The 24,411-nt window shown below is 43.0% G+C and carries 22 protein-coding genes; all 22 read left to right on the top strand.

Going from position 1 to position 24,411, the window contains the following annotated elements; all coding sequences use genetic code 11:
- Positions 1-45 precede the first annotated feature (45 nt).
- The 22 genes from csrD to rng all read left to right on the top strand — a co-directional run bounded on the left by csrD (position 46) and on the right by rng (position 24,403).
- Entirely contained in the window at positions 46-2,061 is a 2,016-nt protein-coding gene (csrD, locus tag AB6C75_RS06860) for an RNase E specificity factor CsrD (protein ID WP_372107448.1), read from the top strand.
- A 2-nt stretch (positions 2,062-2,063) separates the two neighbouring features.
- A complete protein-coding gene (locus AB6C75_RS06855) occupies positions 2,064-3,506 on the top strand; it encodes an MSHA biogenesis protein MshI (protein WP_372107447.1) in 1,443 nt (480 codons plus the stop codon).
- Entirely contained in the window at positions 3,506-4,153 is a 648-nt protein-coding gene (pilO, locus tag AB6C75_RS06850; RefSeq protein ID WP_372107446.1) for a type 4a pilus biogenesis protein PilO, read from the top strand. The genes AB6C75_RS06855 and pilO overlap by 1 nt, the downstream gene beginning before the upstream one ends.
- Positions 4,146-4,478, top strand: coding sequence for a hypothetical protein (locus AB6C75_RS06845; protein WP_009847864.1), 333 nt, complete (start codon positions 4,146-4,148; stop codon positions 4,476-4,478). Before pilO ends, AB6C75_RS06845 begins: the two co-directional genes overlap by 8 nt.
- Positions 4,479-4,493: 15 nt before the next feature.
- Entirely contained in the window at positions 4,494-6,170 is a 1,677-nt protein-coding gene (mshL, locus tag AB6C75_RS06840; RefSeq protein WP_017102912.1) for a pilus (MSHA type) biogenesis protein MshL, read from the top strand.
- A gap of 56 nt (positions 6,171-6,226) precedes the next feature.
- A complete protein-coding gene (locus AB6C75_RS06835) occupies positions 6,227-7,066 on the top strand; it encodes an ExeA family protein (protein WP_372107445.1) in 840 nt (279 codons plus the stop codon).
- A 2-nt stretch (positions 7,067-7,068) separates the two neighbouring features.
- Positions 7,069-8,244 (top strand): tetratricopeptide repeat protein, encoded by a 1,176-nt coding sequence (locus AB6C75_RS06830; protein ID WP_372107444.1) that lies wholly within the window; start codon positions 7,069-7,071, stop codon positions 8,242-8,244.
- Positions 8,234-9,958, top strand: coding sequence for a GspE/PulE family protein (locus tag AB6C75_RS06825; RefSeq protein WP_372107443.1), 1,725 nt, complete (start codon positions 8,234-8,236; stop codon positions 9,956-9,958). Before AB6C75_RS06830 ends, AB6C75_RS06825 begins: the two co-directional genes overlap by 11 nt.
- 12 nt (positions 9,959-9,970) lie before the next feature.
- Positions 9,971-11,194: a type II secretion system F family protein gene (locus tag AB6C75_RS06820; RefSeq protein WP_009847859.1), complete on the top strand. Its 1,224-nt coding sequence runs from the start codon at positions 9,971-9,973 to the stop codon at positions 11,192-11,194.
- Between the two features lie 3 nt (positions 11,195-11,197).
- On the top strand, positions 11,198-11,653 hold the full coding sequence (locus AB6C75_RS06815) for an MSHA biogenesis protein MshF (RefSeq protein WP_372047229.1): 456 nt from the start codon (positions 11,198-11,200) through the stop codon (positions 11,651-11,653).
- Between the two features lie 79 nt (positions 11,654-11,732).
- Complete coding sequence (locus AB6C75_RS06810; protein ID WP_372047231.1) at positions 11,733-12,308, top strand: prepilin-type N-terminal cleavage/methylation domain-containing protein; 576 nt, start codon at positions 11,733-11,735, stop codon at positions 12,306-12,308.
- 34 nt (positions 12,309-12,342) lie between these two features.
- Positions 12,343-12,891: a type II secretion system protein gene (locus tag AB6C75_RS06805; protein WP_372107442.1), complete on the top strand. Its 549-nt coding sequence runs from the start codon at positions 12,343-12,345 to the stop codon at positions 12,889-12,891.
- Between the two features lie 138 nt (positions 12,892-13,029).
- Positions 13,030-13,581 (top strand): type II secretion system protein, encoded by a 552-nt coding sequence (locus AB6C75_RS06800; protein ID WP_372107441.1) that lies wholly within the window; start codon positions 13,030-13,032, stop codon positions 13,579-13,581.
- Complete coding sequence (locus AB6C75_RS06795) at positions 13,572-14,123, top strand: prepilin-type N-terminal cleavage/methylation domain-containing protein (protein ID WP_372107440.1); 552 nt, start codon at positions 13,572-13,574, stop codon at positions 14,121-14,123. The genes AB6C75_RS06800 and AB6C75_RS06795 overlap by 10 nt, the downstream gene beginning before the upstream one ends.
- Positions 14,123-14,845 carry a PilW family protein gene (locus AB6C75_RS06790; RefSeq protein WP_372107439.1) on the top strand — a complete coding sequence of 241 codons (723 nt, stop codon included), beginning with the start codon at positions 14,123-14,125 and terminating at the stop codon, positions 14,843-14,845. Before AB6C75_RS06795 ends, AB6C75_RS06790 begins: the two co-directional genes overlap by 1 nt.
- Positions 14,835-15,266, top strand: a complete 432-nt coding sequence (locus AB6C75_RS06785) for an MSHA biogenesis protein MshP (RefSeq protein ID WP_372107438.1) — start codon at positions 14,835-14,837, stop codon at positions 15,264-15,266. Before AB6C75_RS06790 ends, AB6C75_RS06785 begins: the two co-directional genes overlap by 11 nt.
- 5 nt (positions 15,267-15,271) lie before the next feature.
- A complete protein-coding gene (locus AB6C75_RS06780; protein ID WP_372107437.1) occupies positions 15,272-19,621 on the top strand; it encodes a DUF6701 domain-containing protein in 4,350 nt (1,449 codons plus the stop codon).
- Positions 19,622-19,769: 148 nt separating this feature from the next.
- A complete protein-coding gene (locus tag AB6C75_RS06775; protein WP_009847850.1) occupies positions 19,770-20,813 on the top strand; it encodes a rod shape-determining protein in 1,044 nt (347 codons plus the stop codon).
- Between the two features lie 94 nt (positions 20,814-20,907).
- The gene (gene mreC / locus AB6C75_RS06770) at positions 20,908-21,795 is read left to right on the top strand and encodes a rod shape-determining protein MreC (protein ID WP_012603147.1); all 888 of its coding nucleotides are present in this window, start codon (positions 20,908-20,910) and stop codon (positions 21,793-21,795) included.
- A complete protein-coding gene (gene mreD / locus AB6C75_RS06765) occupies positions 21,785-22,273 on the top strand; it encodes a rod shape-determining protein MreD (protein WP_135382239.1) in 489 nt (162 codons plus the stop codon). The genes mreC and mreD overlap by 11 nt, the downstream gene beginning before the upstream one ends.
- Before the next feature lie 7 nt (positions 22,274-22,280).
- The gene (locus AB6C75_RS06760; protein WP_017098896.1) at positions 22,281-22,913 is read left to right on the top strand and encodes a nucleoside triphosphate pyrophosphatase; all 633 of its coding nucleotides are present in this window, start codon (positions 22,281-22,283) and stop codon (positions 22,911-22,913) included.
- Positions 22,914-22,933: 20 nt separating this feature from the next.
- Positions 22,934-24,403, top strand: coding sequence for a ribonuclease G (rng, locus tag AB6C75_RS06755; protein WP_009847846.1), 1,470 nt, complete (start codon positions 22,934-22,936; stop codon positions 24,401-24,403).
- The last annotated feature ends 8 nt before the right edge of the window (positions 24,404-24,411 follow it).

The raw sequence follows: 24,411 nt of genomic DNA, 5'->3' as shown, positions 1-24,411 counted from the left end.
AGTAGCAATACGGTATAATGTGAGTTGAAAAGGATTTCGTTATTCATGAGATATACCCCGACACTAAAATTGAGCACTCGATTGGTCGCATTTGTCACCGTGATAGTGATCAGTGCGATGTTCATCCTTTTTATTGGTGGCACACTCTCCTTTAAGCGTATAGGACAGGAATATTTAGATCATTATTTGGTTGGCATTGTTGACGTCGTAGATAAAGAGATGGAAGATCCAGATGCTGCGTATTCAATGCAACGTTGGATGCCGAAGATGTTGCAGGCAAGCAATATTGTTGAGATGAAACTCTCAAACAAAACCGGCATTGTGTATCGCTTCAAAGATACCTCTCCTCAGATTGATCCTAATCGACTTTATGAAAAAAGCTTTGTCCTTGAGCGCAATGAAGGTTATCGAATCGAGTTTAAGGCTCTTCCTCCTTATATAGGCTATAGCTATTCGCTTGAAGCCATGTGGTCAATTACTCTAGCGGTTGCTCTCATTATTTTCTGCTTAGCCCGTGGTGTTCGATGGCTCAAAGAGCAGTTGATGGGTTCAGAAATGCTAGAGGAGCGAGGAAGAATGCTTCTTGCTGGGCAAGTTGAAGCTCATGCTAAAGGGGATGAGCGGGAATGGCCCTATACGGCAAGTGAAGCGCTTGATGTGTTAATTGAAGAGCTACAAGATGCTCGTCAAGAAAGAAGCCGGTTTGATACCTTTATTCGTACCCATACCTTCTTAGATAAACTGACTGGTACAGCCAATCGCGTTCTATTTGATAACAAGCTCGAATCGGCATTGCATGAAAGTGGTGCTCGGGGCGGCGTTTTACTGATACGTATTGATGAATGGGATCAGGTTCGTGATGTGAACGACAAGCAAATCACTGACGGATTTATTATTGAAGTGGGCGAAGTATTGTCGAATATTGTTCAACGCTATCCCGATGTTATCTTTTCTCGTTATTACGATGCTGATTTTGCCGTATTTATTCCGCATCAAGGGGCTAAAGATATTGGTACTCTTGCCGCTCAGTGTTTAAGGCAGTTAGATAAACTAACCCCGCCAGAGCCTTTGGAATCGGATAACTGGTGCCATATTGGTGTGACCATGTACACGGAAGGTGAGCGCCATAGCCAGATCATGGATGAAACGGAAACAGCGCTAAAAAGTGCTCAGTTAGAACGCATCAATAACTGGAGCCGCTACCCTAAATCAAATAAAAATGAGCTTGATCGCGGCAGTGTTCGTTGGAGAACATTACTTGATAAAGCTTTGCTCCCAGAAAATTTAGTAATCTTTGCTCAGCGATGTTACCTTATGCCGGAATCTGGTCAAGCTAATGAATTACATAGAGAAATATTCACTAGAATTCAGGACCCTGAAAAAGGTTTATTGAAATCATCTCGGTTTATGCCGGCTGTCGAGCAAGTCGGTTATCAAGCGCAAATGGATCAATCGGTTTTGACGGTTTTGTTTAAGTCGCTGAAAGTATCAACACAGCCTGTCAATTATTCGGTGAACTTGAGTGTCACTCCGTTTGCAAATAAATCACATTTTAAATGGTTCAGAAGTGAGTTGTTACAGCTCTCTGCTCAGCATCGTTCTCAGCTTGCTTTTGAGTTTTCAGAAGGCCATCTAATTACTCACCTTGATTATATGCGACCAGTGGCGAAGATGTTACGAGGGTTAGGGTGTAAAGTGGTGGTTGGCCAAGCTGGGCGAACCATTGTTAGTACTCATTATATAAAGGATTTGAAGGTTGACTATATTAAGCTTCATCGAAGTTTGGTAAAGAAAATCGATCAAAGGCATGAAAACCAACTGTTTGTTCGAAGTCTGATTGGAGCATGCGGTGATTCTCCAACTGAAGTGATCGCGGTCGGAGTTGAGACAAAGCAAGAAAAGAATACCTTGATAGAGTTAGGCATTAACGGTTATCAAGGGAGATATTTCGACGAAGAACAACAAATCATTCCCTTGCCTACTCAAGGGAAGAAGACAGTGAAAGCTGAATCCGTTGTAAAAGTCGGTCGAAGAAATCGATGGCGTAAGAGTAATAGTTAAGCATGAATTTTAAAGCGATTTTAGACAAAATAAAGCCAACGAATAATAACGGTAGTTCTCAAATTGTCCTTTTGGGTAATGATACCGTTTATATTTCATCGACTGAGTCAAAACCTCAAGTCACCAGTTTCCCTGTGGTTAACGGTGACTGGGAAAGTGCGCTGAAAAAATTGTTGAGCAGTGAGTCGCTTACTAGTGATAGCCTTCAGCTAATTGTATGTGCGAACTACTACCAAACCTATCAAATTGATAAACCGGACATTCCACAGAGTGAATGGTCGGTTGCATTGCCTTTTCTATTGAAAGATCTGATCTCTGAAAGGGTGGCTGATATTACAGCGAGTGCGGTAGCGCTACCGACCTCGAATAAGCTACAAGTGTATGTTTTGCCTAAAAAACTATTGGACAAGCTTGTAAGCATTACTAATTCAGCACAAGTTGATCTTAAAGGTATTGCTCCCGAAGATGAAGTTTGGGGCTACAGTGCTGGTGAGCTCTCTAATTTCATTCTGTTACAACGCAGCCCCAACTCACATTTTAAGCTTGGTGCATTTGTTGAGAACACGGTTTGCTTCCAAAGAACAATCCGCAGTGTTGCCCCCCCCTTAACTGGTACCGCATCAAGTGCATTGCAGTTGGATGGTCTAGCTTTAGAACTCCAACGATCGATTGATTACCTGTCTTCTCAAATTAAAGGCACTCAACTTCATCAGTTAAAAATATGCTGTGATGATGAAGATGAAGCTGAATTACAGAGTGTGTTAAATAGCACATTGAGTTCGACCGTTTCTTTGCTTGTTGAAGGTGAACGCGAAAATTCAGAGAAATGGTTAGTTACGCTCGCGGCTGAAAAGAATATTTTTTACGTTAATCTCTACCCTGAGCACCTTAAGCCTAAAAAAGAGTATTTCACTCTAGTGAATGTGGTTATGGTTTGGGGGCTTGTGTGTACCTTGTTGCTTGGCAGTTATTGTGTAATGCAGTATCAAGCATCGAGTTTGGATGAAGAGCTAGCAGCTTTACAATATGATTTGAATCAGCTTAACCAAGAAGTTAACCAATTAAATAGTAAGTTGGTTCAACATAAACCGTCTCCAGTGAAAGTAGCTGCGGTTGCTCGTCTCACTAGTGAGATACAAGCGAATAAAGAGGCGTTGAAGGCGGTCGGTCAATACGATGAATCCCAGCAAGTCGGGTATTCTGGCGTCATGAACTCCTTCGCTCAATTAGGCCGAAATGACATCTCGCTTTCGCACATATACATGACTCACGATACCTTAGAGCTTAATGGTTTTGCCCGTGATGCAAGTGTAGTTCCAAATTGGGTTGGTCAATTTAAGAATGAACTTAATTTAGTCGGACGTACCTTTGAAAAGATAAAGATAGGTCGTAATGAGCAAGATGTGGTGACGTTTGAGTTAAGTACTCATAGGGAGGGTGAATAATGCAACTGTGGAATCAGCTTAGCGATAAGTTTCTTGCATTAAGCCTAAGAGAGAAATGGCTACTTTTCGTGTGTGGTCTAGTGGGCTTATCCATGCTTGTATTTACCTTATTGATTGAACCTGCATATCTTGATTTACAAGAAAAGAATGTGAAGTCGATGAGCCTTACGCAGTCAAATCAGAAACAACAAGGTGAATTACTTGTTCTACAAGCCAAGTTGAACAAAGACCCAGATAAAGAAATTGCTCTTGAGTTAAAAAAACTATTGGTTGAGAGCCAAGAGCTATCATTTGAGCTCGCTGAAATCGTTGATAGGTTGGTTACGCCTTCTCAAATGGCGCAGTTATTAGAGAGCGTTCTTAATGCAGGTAATGGACTGAAGCTTGAGTCTTTAGAATCGTTACAACCAGAAGCTATTTCGGACAATCAAGAGAACAGTGACAATTCAAAGTACTTTCTCCATCCTGTTAGAATGGAGTTGACGGGTAGCTACTTCGATATTTCAATTTATCTTCAAGCACTTGAGTCACTTCCTGTGAGCTATTATTGGCGCACGTTTGAGTATTCAGTAGAAGAATATCCCAAAGCTCGACTTGTGTTCGAGGTTTACACCCTAGGTACCAGACAGGAGTTTATCGGTGGTTAGAACTCTAGTGTTATCTTTGCTGTTTGGTAGTTCAGTGGTATGGGCAGAACAAGACCCAACTGCGCCATTAGGTTGGCTTTCGCCCCAACAGAAATCAGCATCAGCTAAAAAGGCGCCAGTTCAATATCGTTTACCGTCTCTAGAGAGCATTGTTTGCAAGGGCGATACACCTTGCTATGCGATTATGAATGGTCAGATTCTCGAACAAGGAGAAACGATCAGAGGGTACCGAGTTAAGAACATAGATCCAGAGTACGTCACTCTGCAGAGAAGCTCTAAGCAGTGGAAATTAGAGATGTTCTCTTTAGATGTTAAGAATAATTAAGGTTAGAGTGAAGACATGCGTAAACTTGTAGTAGCAATTCTAGTGTCATCTTTAGTCGGCTGTTCGATGGGGCATAGAGATCCTGTTGAGATAAAAGAGTCTTTAAACGAATCTATTAATGAAGCGAATAGCAAAGCACTTCATGACTTACCTTCGTCGGTACAAGATGACCTTATGCCTCAGCTAAGTTCGGACTCTATGTCTCCGAGTGTGGAAACCGTCAAGCGCTTTCGTATTCAAGCAAAAGGTGTTGAAGCGAGAACCTTTTTTGCAAGCCTAGTGAAAGGTACTGAGTACAGTGCCGCGATTCATCCAAGCGTTGCTGGAAAACTCACTCTAAATCTAACAGACGTGACGTTAGATGAAGTACTGGCTGTTGCTCAGGATATGTATGGTTACGATATTGAAAAGCGTGGCAAGGTCATTCAAATTTACCCTGCTGGCCTGCGTACAGTCACGATTCCAGTGGATTACTTGCAAGTAAAGCGTTCTGGTCGTTCTTTAACGACGATTACTACTGGAACAATTTCCACTTCAGACTCTAACTCGAACTCATCTAACTCGAATTCTAATTCGTCTAACTCGAATTCAAACTCATCGAACTCGAACTCTAATTCGTCTAGCTCCACATCTAACGGTGGTACGGAGATTGAAACGATATCTGAAAGTGATTTTTGGCCGCAGCTTGAAGCGGCAGTCGCTCACTTAATTGGTTCTGGTGATGGGCAAAGCGTTGTGGTTACGCCACAAGCGAGTGTGATTACGGTACGTGCTTACCCCGATGAAATCCGAGAGGTTCGTGAGTTCCTTGGTATTTCTCAGAAACGTTTGCAGCGCCAAGTTATCTTGGAAGCCAAAATCATGGAAGTGACACTTAGTGACGGCTATCAACAAGGCATTAACTGGACCAAGATGTTTTCGTCGAACGGTACTAACTACACGCTAGGTATGGGTTCTATCGTTAAAAATGCAGCCGGTACGATCATCCCAGGCAAACTACCAGGCATGGACCCAATCGGTACCGCTTTAGGTGGTCAATCTAACCTCGTTGTTTCTGGTGGTAGCTTTGAAGCAGTATTGAGTTTTATGGATACACAGGGTGACTTGAATGTGTTATCTAGCCCAAGAGTGACAGCAGCTAATAACCAGAAAGCGGTTATAAAAGTGGGTATAGATAAATATTTCGTGACGAATTTATCAAGTTCGGTCGGTAGTGGTGATAACGCGAATGTTGCCCCTGAAGTTGAGCTAACCCCGTTCTTCTCCGGTATTTCTTTGGATGTGACGCCGCAGATCGATGATAAAGGAAATGTGTTCCTGCATGTTCACCCCGCAGTGATTGAGGTGGAAGAGGAAGTGAAAGAGCTTAATCTTGGCTCAACAACAGGTGTTGTGACGCTGCCGTTGGCTAAAAGCTCTATTCGTGAGTCTGACTCCGTGATTCGAGCGCAAGATGGTGATGTGGTTGTTATTGGCGGATTGATGAAATCAAACACCAGTGACATGACTTCAAAAGTTCCATTTCTTGGTGATATCCCGGCACTCGGTCATTTGTTCCGTAATACCAGTCAACTCACTCAAAAAACTGAACTCGTTATTTTATTAAAGCCAACGGTTGTAGGTGTAAATACTTGGCAATCAGAAATGGAGCGTTCTCGAGATCTTTTACAAGAATGGTTCCCTGATGAATAGTAACCACTCACTTTATCAATGCAGATTGGTAGTGAATTACTAAGCTAGGTCGTCTTATGTATCAAGCTCATTTTGATTTTGAACAGTTACCATTTACGTTAACGCCGAATACCGATTTTTTTTATGGTTTAGCACCTCATTTTGAGGCAATTCAAACGGTCATTTCGGCGTTAGAAATGGGCGAGGGGGTAGTTAAGGTTACAGGAGAGGTCGGCACAGGCAAAACCATGGTGTGCCGAATGCTAGTCAATCATCTCAATGATTGTACTGCTTTAATCTACCTGCCTAACCCAGTGCTATCTGGTGCTGACTTACGACAAGCCGTGGCTAAAGAGCTGGGTTTGACTATTGATAATCCAGCAGCTTTAGTTGATAACATTCAACACAAGCTTATTGAATTGCACAACTCAGGTTTACGAGTGGTTGCGATTCTTGATGAGGCCCAGGCGTTGTCAGATGAAGCTCTAGAGACCTTAAGGTTGTTTGGTAACTTAGAAACTGAAGATAAAAAGCTGCTGCAAATTGTTCTATTAGGGCAGCCGGAATTGGATGCTCGATTAGAGGCTTATCATCTAAGGCAATTTCGTCAAAGAATCACATTTAGTTCGACACTGAGGCCACTGACTCTCGATGAAACGGTAGCTTACATTGATAACCGGATCACTAAATCTGGTGGCAAATATGCTCCCTTTAGCCTGAGCCATAAAAAAGCGATCTGGCGCTCTTCTTTGGGGATCCCAAGGTTGATTAACCAGTTGTGTCATAAAGCTTTGTTGCTTGCTTTTAGTGAAGATAAGCAAAATATAGAAAACCAACATCTCTTTGCTGCAATGCATGAAACATACGATGTGTGTAAACCTAAATTTAAAACGCCAATGCTGTGGGGTTGGAACTAATTATGAGCGTCATTAATAACGCCTTGTCTGAATTGGCAAAAAAAGAGTCAACAGCATCGATTGAAGCTGCGGTGGTACCTAAAGTAAAAACACGCTCTCCATTGGTTTGGGTGGTCGCAGGTTTTACCCTTAGCTTGGCCATGGGGGGCTGGGCTATATCACAAGGCCCAGCTGTCGATAACTCAATATCAACTCGAGATATACAAGTTTCCGTTATTGATACTTCAGAAGGCAATTCAGAGGGTAGTCCTGAAGCGGCCATTACTCAACCTGTATCCTCGCCGACTAAGAAGTTAGTGACGCTAGATTCAGCGAACCTTTCGGCTCACAACACGGCAATACTAAAAAGTACTCAATCTAAATCGGATTCAGTCATTGCTGTATCAACTCAGTCAGTTACAAAGCCTAAAGTAAACCCTGAATCTCAAGCTATACCTAAATCTCAAAGTATACCTAAAGAAAAAGTAGCAAAGCCAATGCTTGTTGCTAGCGTGGCTAAAAAAGATCCCACACCAGTATCGAATCAACCTGAAACGTCTGGCGATTTAGAAAGTAATGGAATGTTGATTGAGCAGGTAGAATTAACGCCTGAACAACTTTCTATTAATGCTCAAGGCCGAGCTCAGAAAGCTCTTGATGCCAATGACCTTTCTGGTGCGTTGAAAGGTTATAACGAAGCGCTTCGTTATGATCCAAGAAATGAAGATGTCCGTCAGAAACTAGCAATTCTCTATTTTGGTAAAGGTGATACTCGCAAAGCGTATGAGTTATTTCAGTCGGGCATCAAACTCAATATCAACAGTGAAAAACTGCGCCTAGGTTTATCGAAGCTACTTGTGAAAGCCAATCAAGCGGAAGCTGCTTTGAGCCCATTAATACACTTACCACCTAGTCCAACTCAAGACTACTTAGCAATGCGCGCTGCATTAAGTCAAAAGTCTCAGCAAGAAGATATTGCGCTAGAGAGCTACCAAAAATTGACTGAGGTCGATTCAGATAATGCTCGCTGGTGGTTAGGTTTAGCGATTCAGCAAGAACGTCAGCTTGATTTCATGGCTGCAAAGCAATCATACCAAGGAGCATTGGTTAGAGTTGGGATCTCATCTCAGTCGCAAGGCTTTGTACGTGATCGTTTAAAAATAATCAATGCTTTAGAGGAGAGTAGCGATGCAAATTAGATTAAGAAAAAGGCTCGGTGATTTGCTCGTAGAAGAGGGCATCATTACTGAAGATCAAGTTGAACAAGCTCTGGCCGCTCAAAAAAGGACAGGCCGTAAGCTTGGTGATGCACTGATCGAGCTTGGCTTTTTATCAGAGCAGCAAATGCTCAGTTTCTTGTCGCAACAGCTTGCTATTCCTCTTATTGATATTAGCCGAGCTAATGTTGACGTCGAAGCTGTGCAGCTTTTACCTGAGGTTCATGCTCGCCGTCTTCGTGCTTTGGTCATTGGGCGTCAAGGTGACACATTACGTGTTGCAATGAGTGATCCTGCCGATCTGTTTGCCCAAGAATCTTTGCTTAGCCAACTAGGCGACTACGCACTCGAATTTGTCGTCGCACAAGAGAGACAATTAGTTGATGGTTTCGATCGTTATTACCGAAGAACCAAAGAGATTGCCTCATTTGCTGAGCAGCTTCATGCTGAGCATAAAGTTAATGAAGCCTTTGATTTTGATATCGCTGAAGAAGACAGCGACGAAGTTACGGTCGTTAAGCTAGTAAACTCGCTGTTTGAAGATGCTATTCAAGTTGGTGCGTCTGATATTCATATTGAACCAGATTCAAACGTATTACGTTTACGTCAACGTATTGATGGTGTTCTGCATGAAACGTTGTTGAATGAAGTGAATATTGCTTCTGCACTGGTTTTGCGTTTGAAGCTGATGGCTAACCTCGACATTTCAGAGAAACGACTGCCTCAAGATGGTCGCTTTAATATTCGCGTTAAAGGTCAATCGGTCGATATTCGTATGTCGACTATGCCAGTACAGCACGGTGAGTCAGTGGTTATGCGTTTGCTTAATCAATCGGCTGGCCTACGTAAATTGGAGTTGTCAGGCATTCCGAGTGATTTGCTCGTTCGTCTTCGTCATCAATTACGCCGCCCACATGGCATGATCCTCGTTACCGGGCCTACGGGCTCAGGTAAAACAACCACTCTATACGGTGCGTTAAGTGAATTAAACGAACCGGGTAAAAAGATCATTACCGCTGAAGACCCTGTAGAATACCGTCTTCCTCGTGTGAATCAGGTTCAGGTAAACCCTAAGATTAACCTCAACTTCTCAACGATTTTGAGAACTTTCCTACGTCAGGACCCGGATATCATTCTTATTGGTGAGATGCGAGATCATGAAACCGTTGAAATTGGTTTGAGAGCGGCACTTACCGGTCACTTAGTGTTAAGTACACTGCATACCAACGATGCAGTAGACAGTGCGCTGCGTATGATGGACATGGGGGCTCCGGGTTATCTGGTAGCCAGTGCTGTTCGAGCCGTGGTCGCACAGCGGTTAGTTCGTAAGGTATGTACTGATTGCAAGGTTGATGATGAGCTGGATGAAGCGCGTAAGCAATGGTTGAGTGTTCGTTTCCCAAACCAGCTAGGTACGCCATTTGTGAAAGGGCGTGGTTGTCAAAATTGTAATTTGACCGGCTACAGTGGTCGTGTTGGTGTGTTTGAAATGTTGGAGCTCGATCAGCCTATGATGGATGCGCTTAGAGCCAATGATGCCGTTGGTTTTGCTCAAACGGCAAGACAGTCTGAAAACTACAAACCGCTGTTAGCTTCTGCGATGGAATTGGCCATGCAGGGTGTTGTGAGCTTTGATGAGGTAATGAACCTTGGCGAAGGCGATGCTTCTGGTGCCACTGATCCAATTTATCTGTAGGGGTAGAGTGATATGCCAACTTATCGTTATGTAGGTCGCAGTTCTGATGGCAGTCAAGTGACAGGCCAGTTGGATGCGAATAACGAAGATCTTGCTGCTGACAGCTTGATGAGTAAAGGGATCATTCCAACTTCGATTAAACTTGGAAAAAGTGGCGGTTCAATCCTGGATATGGATGTATCCAGCCTGTTTTCTCCGAATGTGCCTTTAGAGGTGTTGGTTCTGTTTTGCCGACAGTTGTATAGTTTAACTAAGGCGGGCGTTCCGCTATTAAGATCGATGAAAGGGTTAACTCAACATTGTGAAAATAAGCAACTGAAAGTAGCACTTGAAGAAGTGGTCGCTGAACTTACAAATGGTCGTGGATTAGCAGCATCGATGCAAATGCACCCTAAGGTATTTAGTTCATTGTTTGTATCGATGATCAGTGTTGGTGAAAATACCGGTCGTTTAGACCAGGCATTGTTACAACTGGCTGGATACTACGAACAAGAGGTTGAAACTCGAAAGCGAATCAAAACGGCAATGCGTTACCCAACGTTCGTGATTACTTTTATTACAATCGCTATGTTTGTCTTGAATATATTCGTGATTCCTCAGTTTTCGAGTATGTTCGCGCGTTTTGGGGTCGATTTACCACTTCCAACTCGTATTTTAATGGGGATGTCTGAGTTCTTTGTTAATTACTGGGGGTTAATGCTTGGATTAATCTTTGGTCTTGTTTTTGCTTTTAAAGCATGGGTTAAGACAGATAAAGGGTGGGAAAAGTGGGATCGGCTGCGCTTAAAAATGCCAGTGATTGGTGGGGTGGTCAATCGAGCTCTATTGTCGCGCTTCTCACGTACTTTTGCTTTGATGCTAAAAGCAGGTGTACCGCTTAACCAATCGTTATCGCTATCGGCTGAAGCTTTGGACAATCGTTTTTTAGAACTTCGTGTTCAAGGTATGAAATCGGCAATAGAAGCGGGAAGTACCGTTTCTTCTACCGCGATTAACAGCGAAATTTTCACACCACTCGTGATACAAATGATTTCTGTGGGTGAAGAAACGGGTCGTATTGATGAGTTGCTGCTTGAAGTTGCGGATTTTTACGACCGAGAGGTTGATTACGATCTAAAAACGTTAACCGCTAGAATTGAACCTATTCTGTTGACGATCGTTGCGGGAATGGTGCTGGTTTTAGCTCTGGGTATTTTCTTGCCAATGTGGGGAATGCTGGATGCAATCAAAGGTTAGGGGATGCTGAATAACCTACAGCGCTCACGTTTTGTTATTTGGGTTGCGGTTATTCTTTTTCTCGTTATGGGATTGCTTTCTGTATGGAAAACAGTAGAAGAAGAAGCAACGAACACGGCATTAATCGTTGCGAGCAAGCGAATTCTTGAGCAAGCGAATTTGTTCAAACAGCAGTATTTGTTATCTGGTGTGGAGCAAAAAAATGATTCGAAACAGGCAAAGATTTACAGCAGAACGGGATGGGTTATGCCAATTCAAGACTCGGCTCGAAATTGCGGTTATTGGTTGGAGCAATTATATCCTAAGGGGCGTATTTTAGGTCTAAGTACTCCAAGTATTGAAGACAAAAGTGATAATATACACTTTCATTGCCGTTATCATTATAGTGATAAGTATCAGATAGATATCTTACTTAAAAAAGAAAGATTTAGTGTCAAAGTCAATATATTGGCCTTGTGAACGTATTGACGCTGTTTTTATGGTTTTATGCATGGTCAAATGTATAATGCGCATTAGCAATTAGATGAGTAGGTAGAAAGTGCTTAAAAATCAAAAGGGTTTCTCCCTAGTCGAGTTAGTCATAGTGATTGTTGTTGTGGGTTTATTAGCTGTTGCAGCTTTACCCCGTTTCTTGGATGTGACAGACGAAGCCAAGAAAGCCAGTATTGAAGGTGTCGCGGGTGGTTTTGCGACAGGAGTACTTTCAGCAAGAGCGCAATGGGAAGCAGAAGCTCGTCCATCAGAAAGAATTGGTGTTGAAACATACAATACTGTAAATTACGATGGTGTTGATTTTTGGCTAACCAGATCAACAAGTAGCAATGGAAGCACTAATTTTAGAGACGGCTACCCATGGTCTATAAACACAAATTCAGCTTCAGCTCCGTCTAATGATGTGACTGATGCTTCGTGTGTTGAGCTAATGGAAAATCTACTTCAGAATCCTCCTAAGGTTGGAACATTAACCAATGTGGCTAATGGTTCGAATTACAAATATTCAGCGCAAGCGGATAATAGCAATGACTACTGCACTTACATTCAATTGGAAGGCGGTACTCAGCATCAATTCGTTTACGAGATTAGAACTGGTCGTGTGACCGTAACACTGCAGTAAACCTGCGTTTAAATATACATAGAGAGAAAAGACTATGAAAAAACAAAGCGGTTTCACCCTAATAGAACTAGTGGTGGTAATTGTTATTCTAGGTATTCTTGCAGTTACTGCAGCACCTCGTTTTCTTAATCTACAAGGTGATGCTCGCACGTCGTCACTGCAAGGCCTGCGTGGCGCAATGGCTGGCGCGACAGGTATTGTTTATGGCGGCTCAGCAGTTGATGGAGAAGAAGCTTTAGGAAAAACACAAGCTGATGGTCAAAATAATACGCCACCACAATCGAATGGTGTTACGACTCATTTGGGCTTCCCTACTGCTAATACCGCTGGCATTGAAGCTGCTGTGACTGGTTTAACTGGTACAGATTGGGTTGCTGTAACTGTGAATCCAACAGGCGTTACTCCCGCTTATATTGCATACTCATTTTCGGGAACAAACCCACTGGCAGTAAGCAATGGTTTTGTATACGATGCAACTACACCTGCGAATAACAATGGCTGTTTTGTCATTTATGTTGAAGCTGCCAATGCCACAACACCAGCATTTGTTGATGTTGTCACTACTGGTGCGAATGGCTGTTAATAGTATTATTCGTATTATCAAGGCCAGCATTGCTGGCCTTTTTTCTGTCTGAAATTCAGGTAAGCAACAAAGACAACCTCCCTTCCCTGAGTTACACTTAATCTTTAAATTATCAAATATTTAGCGGATTGGATTTCGGTGAATCAATTCAATAGAACATACAGGAAAAATGGTCTTCAGCAACTAGGCTTCACTTTGGTTGAGCTAATCACTGTGATCTTGTTGATCGCGATTGTCTCTGCCTACGCTGCTAGCCGTCTTTCCGGAAGGGACAGTTTTTCTGCCTTTGCAGCTCAAGAGCAAGTGGTTTCTGTTATTCGTCAAGTTCAAATCAATCGTATGCAATCCAATGTGGACCTTGGGGCCGTCGTTGGGGATAGCAATTTTATTCTCGCTATCGTTGGCAATTGCGTCGGATCCGAAGTTAGCTGTACCGCGCAAAACCAAGCGCGTAGTGATTGGGTTATGCTCAATGGGGTTACCTTAACGGCGGCATCTAATACCACTCCAACCATTCCCCTATCTCTAGTTAACTTTGATTTATTAGGCAACCCTACAACAGGTGAAACACCTGCAGGCGCTGTCGTTAACGTTGCAGCAGGTGTGATGATTACGATTGCTTCAAATGTGAATACCTGCCGTGTAGAAATTAACGCGCAAGGTTATGTCGAAAATGGGGGGTGCTCATGAATAGCATTCATATACCACCTGAAAAAGAACGCGGTTTCACACTTATTGAAAGTGTGATCGTGATTGTGGTTATGGGGCTCGCCATGATGACCATCATTAACTTTTTAGTACCTCAGATTGAGCGCTCTGGCGACCCTCACTATCAAACTCGTTCAGCCGCGTTAGGGCAAAGTGTGATGTCGATAATTCTTGCTCGAGAGTTCGATGAGAATAGTGACTTTGGTGGCGGGGAATTTAGATGCGGTGAGGGGGCGTCTGGTGTGAATTGCACTGCTGAGGCTAACTTTGGCCCAGAAGAGGCTGACATTGCTCTATACAATGATGTCGATGACTATGATGGGTGTTGGGAACCCGGTACAACTAACGGGTGTCGAGACCTTAATCTATTACTGGATGAAAATGGCGCAACAACCTACAGAAACTACCGCCTAGATGTTGATGTGACGTACCAAATGGTCGATCAACTGAAAAGAATCAACCTAACGATCTCGGCCTCAAATTATCCTCCTATCGTGCTGGATGCCTATCGAGGGAATTACTAATGAGAAGGCAAGGTTTCACTCTTATTGAAATGATTATCACCATGATTGTTGGTAGCATTTTAGTTGTAGGCATTGCTGGGTTTGTTGAATTGGGTGCGCGTGGCTATGCGGACACCGTAGATAGGCAGCGTTTACAAACTCAAGCCAAGTTTGTCTTGGAAAAAATCACTCGTGAAGTGCGTCATGCTGTACCGAATATGTTCAATCAGAATGCTGTCGTCCCGGGAGCTCGCTGTGTTTCATTTTTCCCTATCGTTACCTCTGGGATTTATGCGGTGTCGGGCGATGATATTCAATTTGTTACGGCTGATAATACACTGACGACAGCTGCGCTAACCCCATTATCTTTAGTGATAAACCCTACAGAGGCGGCGCCGACCAATAATATTTTCCCCTTAGCTACTGTAACTGCAACCAATAATACTTTCTTGCTTGCTAATGAGTCTGTAAACCTTGTGGGTAATTCGGTTTCAAATCGACACTATATTTACAATCCTAATGGCCGCGTCAACTATTGCATTGTGAATGGCCGAGTATGGAGAAGTGAAGGCAATGGGGCGCTAATCCCAATTTCGGATACGGGAGTGACTGGGACTTTAGACTATCAACCCGCAAATGTTCAGCGTAATGGTGTCGTCCATCTTGAGTTTGAATTTAGAAACCAAGTCGGGGATGAACTGACTAACTTCCAGCAAGACATACAGGTGATCAATGTTCCTTAAAAAAAGACAAATCGGAAGCCTGTATATTGTCGTCATCTTTGTCTTGGTGGTGATGGGGTTTCTTGCTACAACCTTAAGCCGCATAGAGTGGTCCAATAATGACGCACATACAAAAGATGTGATTGGTATTCAAGCCCATCTTTTAGCTCATTCGGCAATAGAGCAAGTTTTAGTGCAAATATATCCTCCTAGAGCCAATATAACGGTTCCATTTGATGTGGCTTCAGCGTGTACAAACTTGGACGGATCCACTATGAACTTCGCAACGACAATTACATGTGCAGATGTTCAAATAACATGCTCATCAACAGGTGGTCCACTTGTCGATAATTCTCAGTTATATACAGTAAGAGCGGTCGCAATGTGCGGAACGGGTGTAAATGTAATGCAGCGTAGTCAAGATGTTTGGGTGAAGGAGTAACAGGAATGCGCCTATTTAGTAGAATTAGTGTCGTACTTTTTATTCTTTGCAGTGTACTTTTTCAAACCAAGGCATTGGCGAATCAGTGTTTAACGAAAGGGGCATGGGTAGATGCTCGAAATGGTTTTTGTTTCACTTTTCAAATTGATTCTGATGGAAAAAATCGTGCTCGTTTGGAAGGAGCTTACTATTTCCCAATTTGGACCGATGATACTGTTTATCAAGGTTATAGCTCTAATGTTTATGAAAGAGACTATGTATCAGAAAGAAAACAAAGAACTTTCCAAGTTAAATTTACACGAACTTCAAATTATAATGCTAGGCATATTAAAGGCATAATTACCTACTCTGTTGATGGAGTAGTAAAAGGTTCTCCTTTTGCGATCAATTTGTCTCAAAAAACAGGTGTTGATAAATTTTACCCATATTTGAGATTGAACTTAAAAGGAACACAATTTTACGATAGCGATAAATATTGTATTAGTAGTGGTAGCTGTGGAGCATTACCTGTTCCGCCAGTGACGAAATTTGATGACGCTCGCTATGAATTTGGGCGTTTAGATTCCGCCGGCTGTAAGTCGAGCGACTGTGCTATCACCTTCAGTAAAACCTATAGAACCACTCCATTGGTGTTTCTGATGCCAACGATCGATCCTATCAACCCCGATAACGATGCTCCTGCAACGCTTTCAATTAAAAGCATCAATTCAACGCAAGCGACATTCCATCAAGACGTGGCACCTCAAGACTGGAGTTACAATCTGGCTTCTAAACCAATGTCTTCGATTAGCTACCTTGTTGTTGAGCCCGGAACCATAACATTTAGTGATGGACATAAGGCAATTGCGGGATATATAGAGACTAAAGCGTATCAAGCTCATGGAAAAAAAAGTAACCCTAAATGGGAATCTGCTTCTTATTCAAAATTTAGCTCACACCGAATACAGGATGATGATCCCGTTGTATTTACACAGGTTAATAGTTCAACAAGCCGATGGTTAACGGCAGGCGTAGACGGTGCGGGAAGAACGAGTGCTAAATTCTTTTTAGAGTTAACACGTGTGAATACAAACAATCCGCCTTCTCAAACAGAAAAAATAGCATTTTTAATTTCAGATGAGCACGATGGTACGTCAAACGGCATTAAGTATGAGTTTGGTCGAATTTCTCTTGATGATGACAGTGGCTCCTCAACACCGCTCCTTAAATCTTGTAATGATATGCATGACCTTGAAAATGAATATCAGTCATTGCCGGGAATTATCGCGAGTAAGCTCACTCGAATAGGAGGGCAAGGTGGTTGGTTAAGGCTTTGTAGCGTGAAACGTGATGGAGATTATGGCTATCAAGTAGGGCTTGTGGTTGATGAGGACCTTTCTTTGAATGGTTCCAAGGGGTGGAGATCTCATACAGACGAAGAGATCGGATATTTTGCTTTCCAAGTGAGCAAGCTCCCTAAGTTTACGAAAAACTACTGTTCGGCTTTTCCTTCCGCCGTTCAAGGTTGGAAGAACTCGTCTGGTAGTAGTATTGAGATGTGGAACCAATCTAAAATAACTAATGCATTATTGGAAGGTGGTCAAAGAAAAGTTGGATTTGGGACTGCTCAATTTGGTAATGCAGTGAAATGTGATGGGATATCGTGCACTAACGACCCCTCTAAGCAAATCGTCCAATCTAAATTGGATGACTTCTTGATAACAAATTCAGGTAGTGATATTTGGAATACAACAAAAACGTTAATGCCTTTATCTCAAAAGAGCTTATCAATTGGTCAGTCAACCGTGACACTGACGGCTGGCGATTACTATTTTAACTCTTTGAATATTAACTCCCACTCTTCTTTGAATATTCAAGGGAAAGTGATTATCCATACTCGGTACTTAAATTTATCGAATAATTCCAGAATTAATAATTCAGGAAATGCCGATAACCTTGTCATCGTTGGTTATGACCCGACTAAAGGTTCATCTGGGCAAGCATGTCCAGCGTATGGTTGTAAAATAGATTTATCGAGTCAATCACAAGTAAAAGCTCTGATTTACAGCGAGGGGGAGGTCCGTTTATCTAACGGATCACACGTGTACGGTGCAGTTACTACTCGTGATCTTCATATGAGTGGTTCATCTCAAATTACTGGGGAAAGCCAGTGTTTTTCTGAGCCAGAGTTGGTTATTACTCCTGGCTCTAGCTCAGGGCTAGCCTGCGCAGGAATTCCTATTACCTTCAAACTGGTCGATAAAATAACCAAGCAACCTGTTAATAATTATACGGGAACTCTTGATGTGACAATTCCAAATAATAGTTCGAGGGATGCGTGTTGGTTAAATTCAGATGGAACCTGTTCTGCATCCTTGAGTCACGATTTCGTAGCAGGGCAGACAGCTACTTACACCAAGTCACTGTCAAGTATTGGCCTATCTCCGGTTTCAATCTCTGCTTCTATTCGGGGGCAAAGTAACATCAGTGCAACCGGTGGACCGTATCAGTTTGTGCCTTACGGATTTAAAATTGAAGATAAACAAAGGGTTGATGGAGGTAAGGGGCAGGTTGCTTTCCGAACATTTGAGACCGAAGTTACTGCAGTAGCATCAGGGGCTTCTAACCCAAGGGCATGTCAGAAAATATCGGATTATGATGGAACTAAATCACTTTATGCTTCCTATGAGCAGATAACTCAAGGCAATAGTGGTTGGAATAATGAGCTATTTCTCAATTCGTATAGCATTAAGATCGGCAGTTCACCTTTAAATGGAACTAAAGTGAACAATATTGTTTTTCAGAATGGTGTTGCAAAACTGACTTCTCAATACTGGTCGGCTGGTCATATAAAACTTCATTTGGCAGATGCTGACTGGCAACCCACGAATCAATCTATACCCAATTGGAAAGGCTTACAGAGTTCTACTGATGTGTATGTTAGGCCATTTGCTTTGGTGAGTTGCCAAGATAACTCCGGTGTACCAAATGCCCCATTCCCTTCCGGTAGCTCAACAGGAGGAGCTTCATTTATCGCCGCAGGTAATACTGCTTACTTAGCGGTTAGTGCGATAGCTTGGGAGCCTAGTGCTGATCGTAATAATGACGGTCTCATTGACAGTTCATTTTCGGGGGATTTATGTAGGGCTCTTTCAGTATCTGGCTTTGATGATGAAGTTGTGTATGTCAATTATGCTCTTGAAAGCCCGAGTAATGGCCATAATGGCGTATTAAGCGTTGGTAATAAAAACAGTGGTGATGAATTGTCACCGCAACCTATCCCTGCTGATATGTGGTTGAATGGCTACGCGTATAAGAGCTTAGCTTGGTCTGAAGTAGGTAGCATTAAACTATGGGCAGACAAACCGGACTACCTGAATGGGATGACGGTGCCAGGTTATAAAACAACCGCTGGTCGTTTTTATCCTAAATATTTTCAAGTGGTGAACAATGCGGTGTGGGATTACCCGGGAAATCAATCATATGCATACATGAATCAGCCTTTTGACGGCGTTACATTTGATGTGGAAGCACTGAGTCTACAACTCACTGCGGTGAAGAACTATGGATATTTTAATCCAACAATTACCGCTAACTTTGCTTTGTATGAGGCTAACCCTGTTTTTGTCAGTCGTTTTCATTCTGGGACTCCGAGTAAGTCGTGGGCTTCCGCCTCGGATAAGAGTATTGGCACATTTACGCTACATGAGAATTCGCCTTCTACTAACTGTGCTAGCGAGTTGTGTTGGGCTAAAGCAGCACCTGCTGATGGCTATGAGGATGGACCATTCAATACCGCGGTAAGTGCAACCTCGACGATTTCAATTGATGCTGTGGGGAACAACGTCGATCCTATTAGCTATCACTATAATGGTACTCCTCGATTACTAACGGTTCAGCCTACTATTCGCTTTGGTCGTGCGGTCATGGATAGTGTTGGTAGTGTCGCTGGAGGTGGTATGAATATTCCGCTTCGTATTGAGCATTGGGATGGAACAAGTTTTGTCACTCATGAAGGTGATAACTCGACTAATTTAGCCGGTATAAATACGGAAGGTGACAACCGAGATATTTGGGTTGAAACGGGAGCTACGGCCGCTGATGTAAATTTTTCAGGGGGTGGTGGTGTTGTTAATGGTATATCTAATTCAATACAGGTGGCTCAGTCAAATCCGATCCGACAGCAAACTCAACTTTGGTTAGAGCTGAATCGTGGTGGAAATGTTGCTCCTTGGCTTCGTTATCGTTGGCAAGATGCGAATCGAGTTGAAGTTGACGGTGAAGAAGATCCATCAACAGTAGTCACCTTTGGTATCCATCGCGGGAACGATCGTGTGATCTACCGAGGTGAAAGTGGCTTAATAGGTCAGCAATAATATGATTTTTTGGCTGTTAAGTTAGGAATCTGTAAGAAATTGTGGGTTTCAGTCCATGTTTATACTTCAATGCCTTGCCGTGACAGCAAGGCATTGGTACATTTAGTGCAATTTTTGTCTTCTAATTCTTGCAGGATGAGCGAAGAATATGTTTAAAAAGCTTCGTGGCATGTTTTCAAACGACCTATCGATTGATTTAGGTACTGCCAATACCCTTATATATGTAAAAGGCCAAGGCATTGTTCTTGATGAGCCTTCAGTTGTAGCTATCCGCCAAGATCGTGCGGGTTCTGCAAAGAGTGTCGCTGCGGTTGGTCACGCTGCTAAGCAAATGCTTGGTCGTACGCCTGGTAATATCTCAGCAATCCGTCCAATGAAAGACGGCGTAATTGCTGACTTTTACGTAACGGAAAAAATGCTTCAGCACTTCATTAAGCAAGTGCATGATAATAGTGTTCTTAAACCAAGCCCTCGCGTATTGGTTTGTGTTCCTTGTGGTTCAACGCAAGTTGAGCGCCGTGCAATCCGTGAATCAGCACTGGGTGCTGGTGCTCGTGAAGTTTACCTAATCGATGAGCCTATGGCTGCTGCGATTGGTGCCGGCCTACGTGTATCTGAGCCAACAGGTTCAATGGTTGTTGATATCGGTGGTGGTACGACGGAAGTTGCCGTTATCTCACTAAACGGTGTGGTTTACTCGTCTTCTGTACGTATCGGTGGTGACCGTTTTGATGAAGCTATCATCAACTACGTTCGTCGTAACTACGGCAGCTTGATCGGTGAAGCAACAGCCGAAAAGATCAAACACGAAATCGGTTCTGCTTACCCAGGCGATGAAGTCGATGAGATTGAAGTACGTGGTCGTAACCTTGCTGAAGGTGTTCCTCGTAGCTTTAGCCTAAACTCAAACGAAATCCTTGAAGCGCTTCAAGAACCTTTATCTGGCATCGTATCTGCAGTCATGGTTGCACTTGAACAGTGTCCACCAGAGCTTGCCTCTGATATCTCAGAAAACGGTATGGTACTGACAGGTGGTGGTGCACTGCTTAAAGACCTTGATCGCCTGCTAACTGAAGAGACGGGTATCCCTGTTGTTGTGGCGGAAGAGCCATTAACGTGTGTTGCTCTAGGCGGTGGTAAAGCTCTAGAGATGATCGACATGCACGGCGGTGATCTTTTCAGCGAAGAATAGTATCTAGTGTTAGGCTCTTTTCTTGTCTAGTTTTATGTAAAGAGCCTAAGACCTTGTCTATAGGATCAAATGTCGCTCTAGGACCAAATATAGAATGAAGCCAATTTTTGGTAGAGGTCCCTCTCTACAATTGCGCCTGTTTTTTGCTGTAACATTATCAGCCAGCCTTATGCTGGCTGATAGTCGTTTAGATGCATTCTCAAATGTCCGCTATCTATTAAACAGCATGGTTGCGCCAATTCAGTATGCCGCTAATTTGCCTCGCACCATGTTTGATGGCGTATACGACCGTTTTAGTACTCGCAAAGGGCTAATTGAATCCAACCATAATATTAAACGAGAAGTCTTGCGATTGAAGAGCGAGTTGATTCTGCTTGAGCAATATCAAGAAGAAAACAAGCGCCTTCGTAAGCTGTTAGGCTCTCCGTTTATCCGTGATGAGAAGAAGGTCGTCACAGAGGTTATGGCGGTGGATACTTCACCATATCGACATCAAGTGGTGATCGATAAAGGTCAGATTGATGGGGTGTATGAAGGTCAGCCTGTGATTAACGAAAAAGGCATTGTTGGCCAAGTCACTTTCGTTGCTGCTCATAATAGTCGTGTTTTACTACTGACAGATGCAAATAACGCAATTCCTGTTCAGGTTATTCGTAACGATATACGTGTTATTGCTTCTGGTAATGGCATGATTGATGAGATCCAGTTAGAGCACATTCCAACCAGTACTGACATACAAGAAGAAGATCTGCTGGTGACATCTGGACTTGGTGGTGTATATCCAGAGGGTTACCCAGTCGCTTATGTGACTGCTGTTGATTATGATCCAAAGCGTGAGTTCGCCGTTATTAAAGCAGAACCTGTAGTTGAGTTTGATAAGCTCAGATACTTGTTGCTTGTGTGGCCTGATGAAAATAAACAGATGCAAGCAGAACAATCCAGTATCGAACAAGCATTGTTAGAAGGTGAAAATGGCCAATAGCGTTTTAAGAAGCAAAGTCGTAATTGGCTGCTCATTTTTGATAGCACTTATTCTACAAACGATCCCTTGGCCGGGTAGTTTAGACCTATTCAGGCCATCTTGGTTATTACTGGTTACCTGCTATTGGGTTTTAGCGTTACCTTACAGAGTTAACGTTGGTAGTGCTCTAGTGCTGGGCTTATTGTGGGACCTTTTGATCGGTTCGACGCTCGGTATTAGAGGCATGATGCTGGCAATAGTAATGTACATTATTGCAATGAACTTCCTCGTGATTCGAAATATGGCGCTATGGCAGCAAGCGATAATCATTGCAGCCTTAACAGTGTTGTTTGAAGTGCTGATATTCTTTGGTGAATATTTGATCCAAGATGTCGTTTTCAATCCGTTATCGCTATGGAGCGCATTGATAAACTGTATACTTTGGCCTTGGATGTTTTTATTAATGAGACGTGTACGTCGCCATTGGCATGTAAGGTAGAGTGACGATGGAAAAGAAACATTTAGTTTTGGCATCCGGCTCTCCACGCCGCAAAGAATTGTTATCTCAACTCGGTTATGAGTTTTCTGTCCTTGTAACTGATGTCGAAGAATGTAAACACGCTCAAGAAACCGCCGAAGAGTACGTTAAGCGACTATCTTTAGATAAAGCCTTAGCTGCGTTGTCTTTATTGAAAGGTAACCCTTCTGAAAAACAGCATGTTGCTTCTGGTTCTGATACTGTAGTTGCTAGTTCTCTTGATTCTGAAACAGTGGTTCTGGGCTCTGACACAGTCGTCGTAAGCCAAGGGCAAGTGCTCGAGAAGCCAATAGACCTTGCTGACTCTAAGCGTATGCTTACTCAGTTAGCGAATGATCGTCACCAAGTGATGACGGCAGTTTCTGTTGTATCGGAAGAAAAACAAAAGACAGAAATCATTATTACCGACGTATGGTTTAAACCCCTCAGTGAAAAAGAAATAGAACAATACTGGCAAACAGGGGAGCCATGCGATAAAGCTGGTAGCTATGGGATCCAAGGTTTGGGCGGACGCTTTGTTACCCGAATCGAAGGTAGTTATTACGCCGTTGTCGGCTTACCTTTATTTGAAACGGACCAGCTACTGCAAGAATTCTTATAATTACTAATCTGAGGTGCACCATGAGTGCTGAATTGTTGCTGAACGTGACCCCGAGTGAGACTCGTGTGGCCATGATTGAAGGGGGAGCTCTTCAAGAGATCCATGTCGAACGAGATGCTCGACGCGGGATCGTAGGAAATATCTACAAAGGACGTGTAAGCCGTGTTTTGCCTGGAATGCAGGCGGCATTTGTGGATATTGGCCTTGATAAAGCAGCTTTTTTGCACGCCTCTGATATTGTCCCCCACACTGAATGTGTTGCTGAGAATGAAAAGAAGCAATTTCAGGTTCGTGATATTTCAGAGCTTGTTCGCCAAGGGCAAGATATTGTCGTTCAAGTGGTCAAAGATCCTCTTGGTACCAAAGGTGCCCGTCTAACCACAGACATTACTTTGCCATCTCGTTATCTGGTATTCATGCCGGGCGCAAGCCACGTTGGTGTTTCTCAGAGAATTGATAGTGAGTCAGAACGCAACCGCCTAAAAAAAGTCGTGTCTCGTTACTGTGACGAGCACGGTGGCTTTATCATCCGCACGGCAGCAGAAGGCGCAGATTCAAATGAGTTGGCGCAAGATGCCGCATTCTTGAAGCGATTATGGCTAAAGGTGTTAGAACGTCGTGGTAAGCACAAAGCTCGTACTCGCTTGTATGGTGAGTTGTGCTTAAGCCAACGTATCTTACGTGATTTTGTCGGTACTGAGCTGAGCAAGATTCAGGTCGATTCTCGTCTAGAATATGAAAATCTAAAAGAGTTTACTTCTGAATACGTGCCTGAGCTAACAGACAAGCTTGAGTTGTATGAAGGTGATAAGCCTATCTTTGATATGTACGATACCGAGAACGAAATTCAACGTTCATTGGATCGCAAAGTCGAATTGAAGTCTGGTGGGTATCTGATTATCGACCAAACAGAAGCGATGACAACCGTCGACATCAATACTGGTGCCTTTGTTGGTCGTCGTAATCTAGAAGAGACGATTTTCAATACTAACGTCGAAGCGACACAAGCTATTGCTCGTCAACTTCGCCTTCGTAACTTAGGCGGCATCATCATTATCGATTTTATTGATATGCTGTCTGAAGAACACCGTAAGCGAGTACTAACTTCTTTAGAAGCTGCATTAGACAAAGACCGTGTGAAAACCAACATTAATGGCTTCACACAGCTTGGTTTGGTTGAGATGACTCGTAAACGTACTCGTGAAAGTATTGAGCATATTCTGTGTTCTAGCTGCCCTGCTTGTGAAGGTCGCGGTAGCGTGAAGACAGTTGAAACCGTTTGTTATGAAATTCTTCGAGAGATCACACGAGTGAATCGCGCGTATGACGCCGATAAGTTTGTTGTTTATGCGGCGGCTGCCGTTGCCGAGGCGTTAGAAGGCGAGGAATCTCACGCGCTTGCTGAGCTTGAAGTGTTTATTGGTAAGCAAGTTAAAATCCAGGCTGAGCCTCTGTACATACAAGAGCAGTTTGATGTTGTTATGATGTAATGGATATT

The sequence above is a fragment of the Vibrio sp. 10N.237.312.B06 genome (genome assembly GCF_041464685.1).
Lineage (GTDB): Bacteria > Pseudomonadota > Gammaproteobacteria > Enterobacterales > Vibrionaceae > Vibrio > Vibrio tasmaniensis_A.
The sequence above is the reverse complement of the archived record's forward strand: the minus strand, read 5'-3'. Positions and strand labels throughout refer to the sequence as shown.

What these genes read in the sequence shown, in the direction of transcription:
- csrD (WP_372107448.1), top strand. Translation starts at nt 46, where the DNA reads ATGAGATATACCCCGACACTAAAATTGAGCACTCGATTGGTCGCATTT.
- AB6C75_RS06855 (WP_372107447.1), top strand. Translation starts at nt 2,064, where the DNA reads ATGAATTTTAAAGCGATTTTAGACAAAATAAAGCCAACGAATAATAAC.
- pilO (WP_372107446.1), top strand. Translation starts at nt 3,506, where the DNA reads ATGCAACTGTGGAATCAGCTTAGCGATAAGTTTCTTGCATTAAGCCTA.
- mshL (WP_017102912.1), top strand. Translation starts at nt 4,494, where the DNA reads ATGCGTAAACTTGTAGTAGCAATTCTAGTGTCATCTTTAGTCGGCTGT.
- AB6C75_RS06835 (WP_372107445.1), top strand. Translation starts at nt 6,227, where the DNA reads ATGTATCAAGCTCATTTTGATTTTGAACAGTTACCATTTACGTTAACG.
- AB6C75_RS06830 (WP_372107444.1), top strand. Translation starts at nt 7,069, where the DNA reads ATGAGCGTCATTAATAACGCCTTGTCTGAATTGGCAAAAAAAGAGTCA.
- AB6C75_RS06825 (WP_372107443.1), top strand. Translation starts at nt 8,234, where the DNA reads ATGCAAATTAGATTAAGAAAAAGGCTCGGTGATTTGCTCGTAGAAGAG.
- AB6C75_RS06820 (WP_009847859.1), top strand. Translation starts at nt 9,971, where the DNA reads ATGCCAACTTATCGTTATGTAGGTCGCAGTTCTGATGGCAGTCAAGTG.
- AB6C75_RS06815 (WP_372047229.1), top strand. Translation starts at nt 11,198, where the DNA reads ATGCTGAATAACCTACAGCGCTCACGTTTTGTTATTTGGGTTGCGGTT.
- AB6C75_RS06805 (WP_372107442.1), top strand. Translation starts at nt 12,343, where the DNA reads ATGAAAAAACAAAGCGGTTTCACCCTAATAGAACTAGTGGTGGTAATT.
- AB6C75_RS06790 (WP_372107439.1), top strand. Translation starts at nt 14,123, where the DNA reads ATGAGAAGGCAAGGTTTCACTCTTATTGAAATGATTATCACCATGATT.
- AB6C75_RS06785 (WP_372107438.1), top strand. Translation starts at nt 14,835, where the DNA reads ATGTTCCTTAAAAAAAGACAAATCGGAAGCCTGTATATTGTCGTCATC.
- AB6C75_RS06780 (WP_372107437.1), top strand. Translation starts at nt 15,272, where the DNA reads ATGCGCCTATTTAGTAGAATTAGTGTCGTACTTTTTATTCTTTGCAGT.
- AB6C75_RS06775 (WP_009847850.1), top strand. Translation starts at nt 19,770, where the DNA reads ATGTTTAAAAAGCTTCGTGGCATGTTTTCAAACGACCTATCGATTGAT.
- mreC (WP_012603147.1), top strand. Translation starts at nt 20,908, where the DNA reads ATGAAGCCAATTTTTGGTAGAGGTCCCTCTCTACAATTGCGCCTGTTT.
- mreD (WP_135382239.1), top strand. Translation starts at nt 21,785, where the DNA reads ATGGCCAATAGCGTTTTAAGAAGCAAAGTCGTAATTGGCTGCTCATTT.
- AB6C75_RS06760 (WP_017098896.1), top strand. Translation starts at nt 22,281, where the DNA reads ATGGAAAAGAAACATTTAGTTTTGGCATCCGGCTCTCCACGCCGCAAA.
- rng (WP_009847846.1), top strand. Translation starts at nt 22,934, where the DNA reads ATGAGTGCTGAATTGTTGCTGAACGTGACCCCGAGTGAGACTCGTGTG.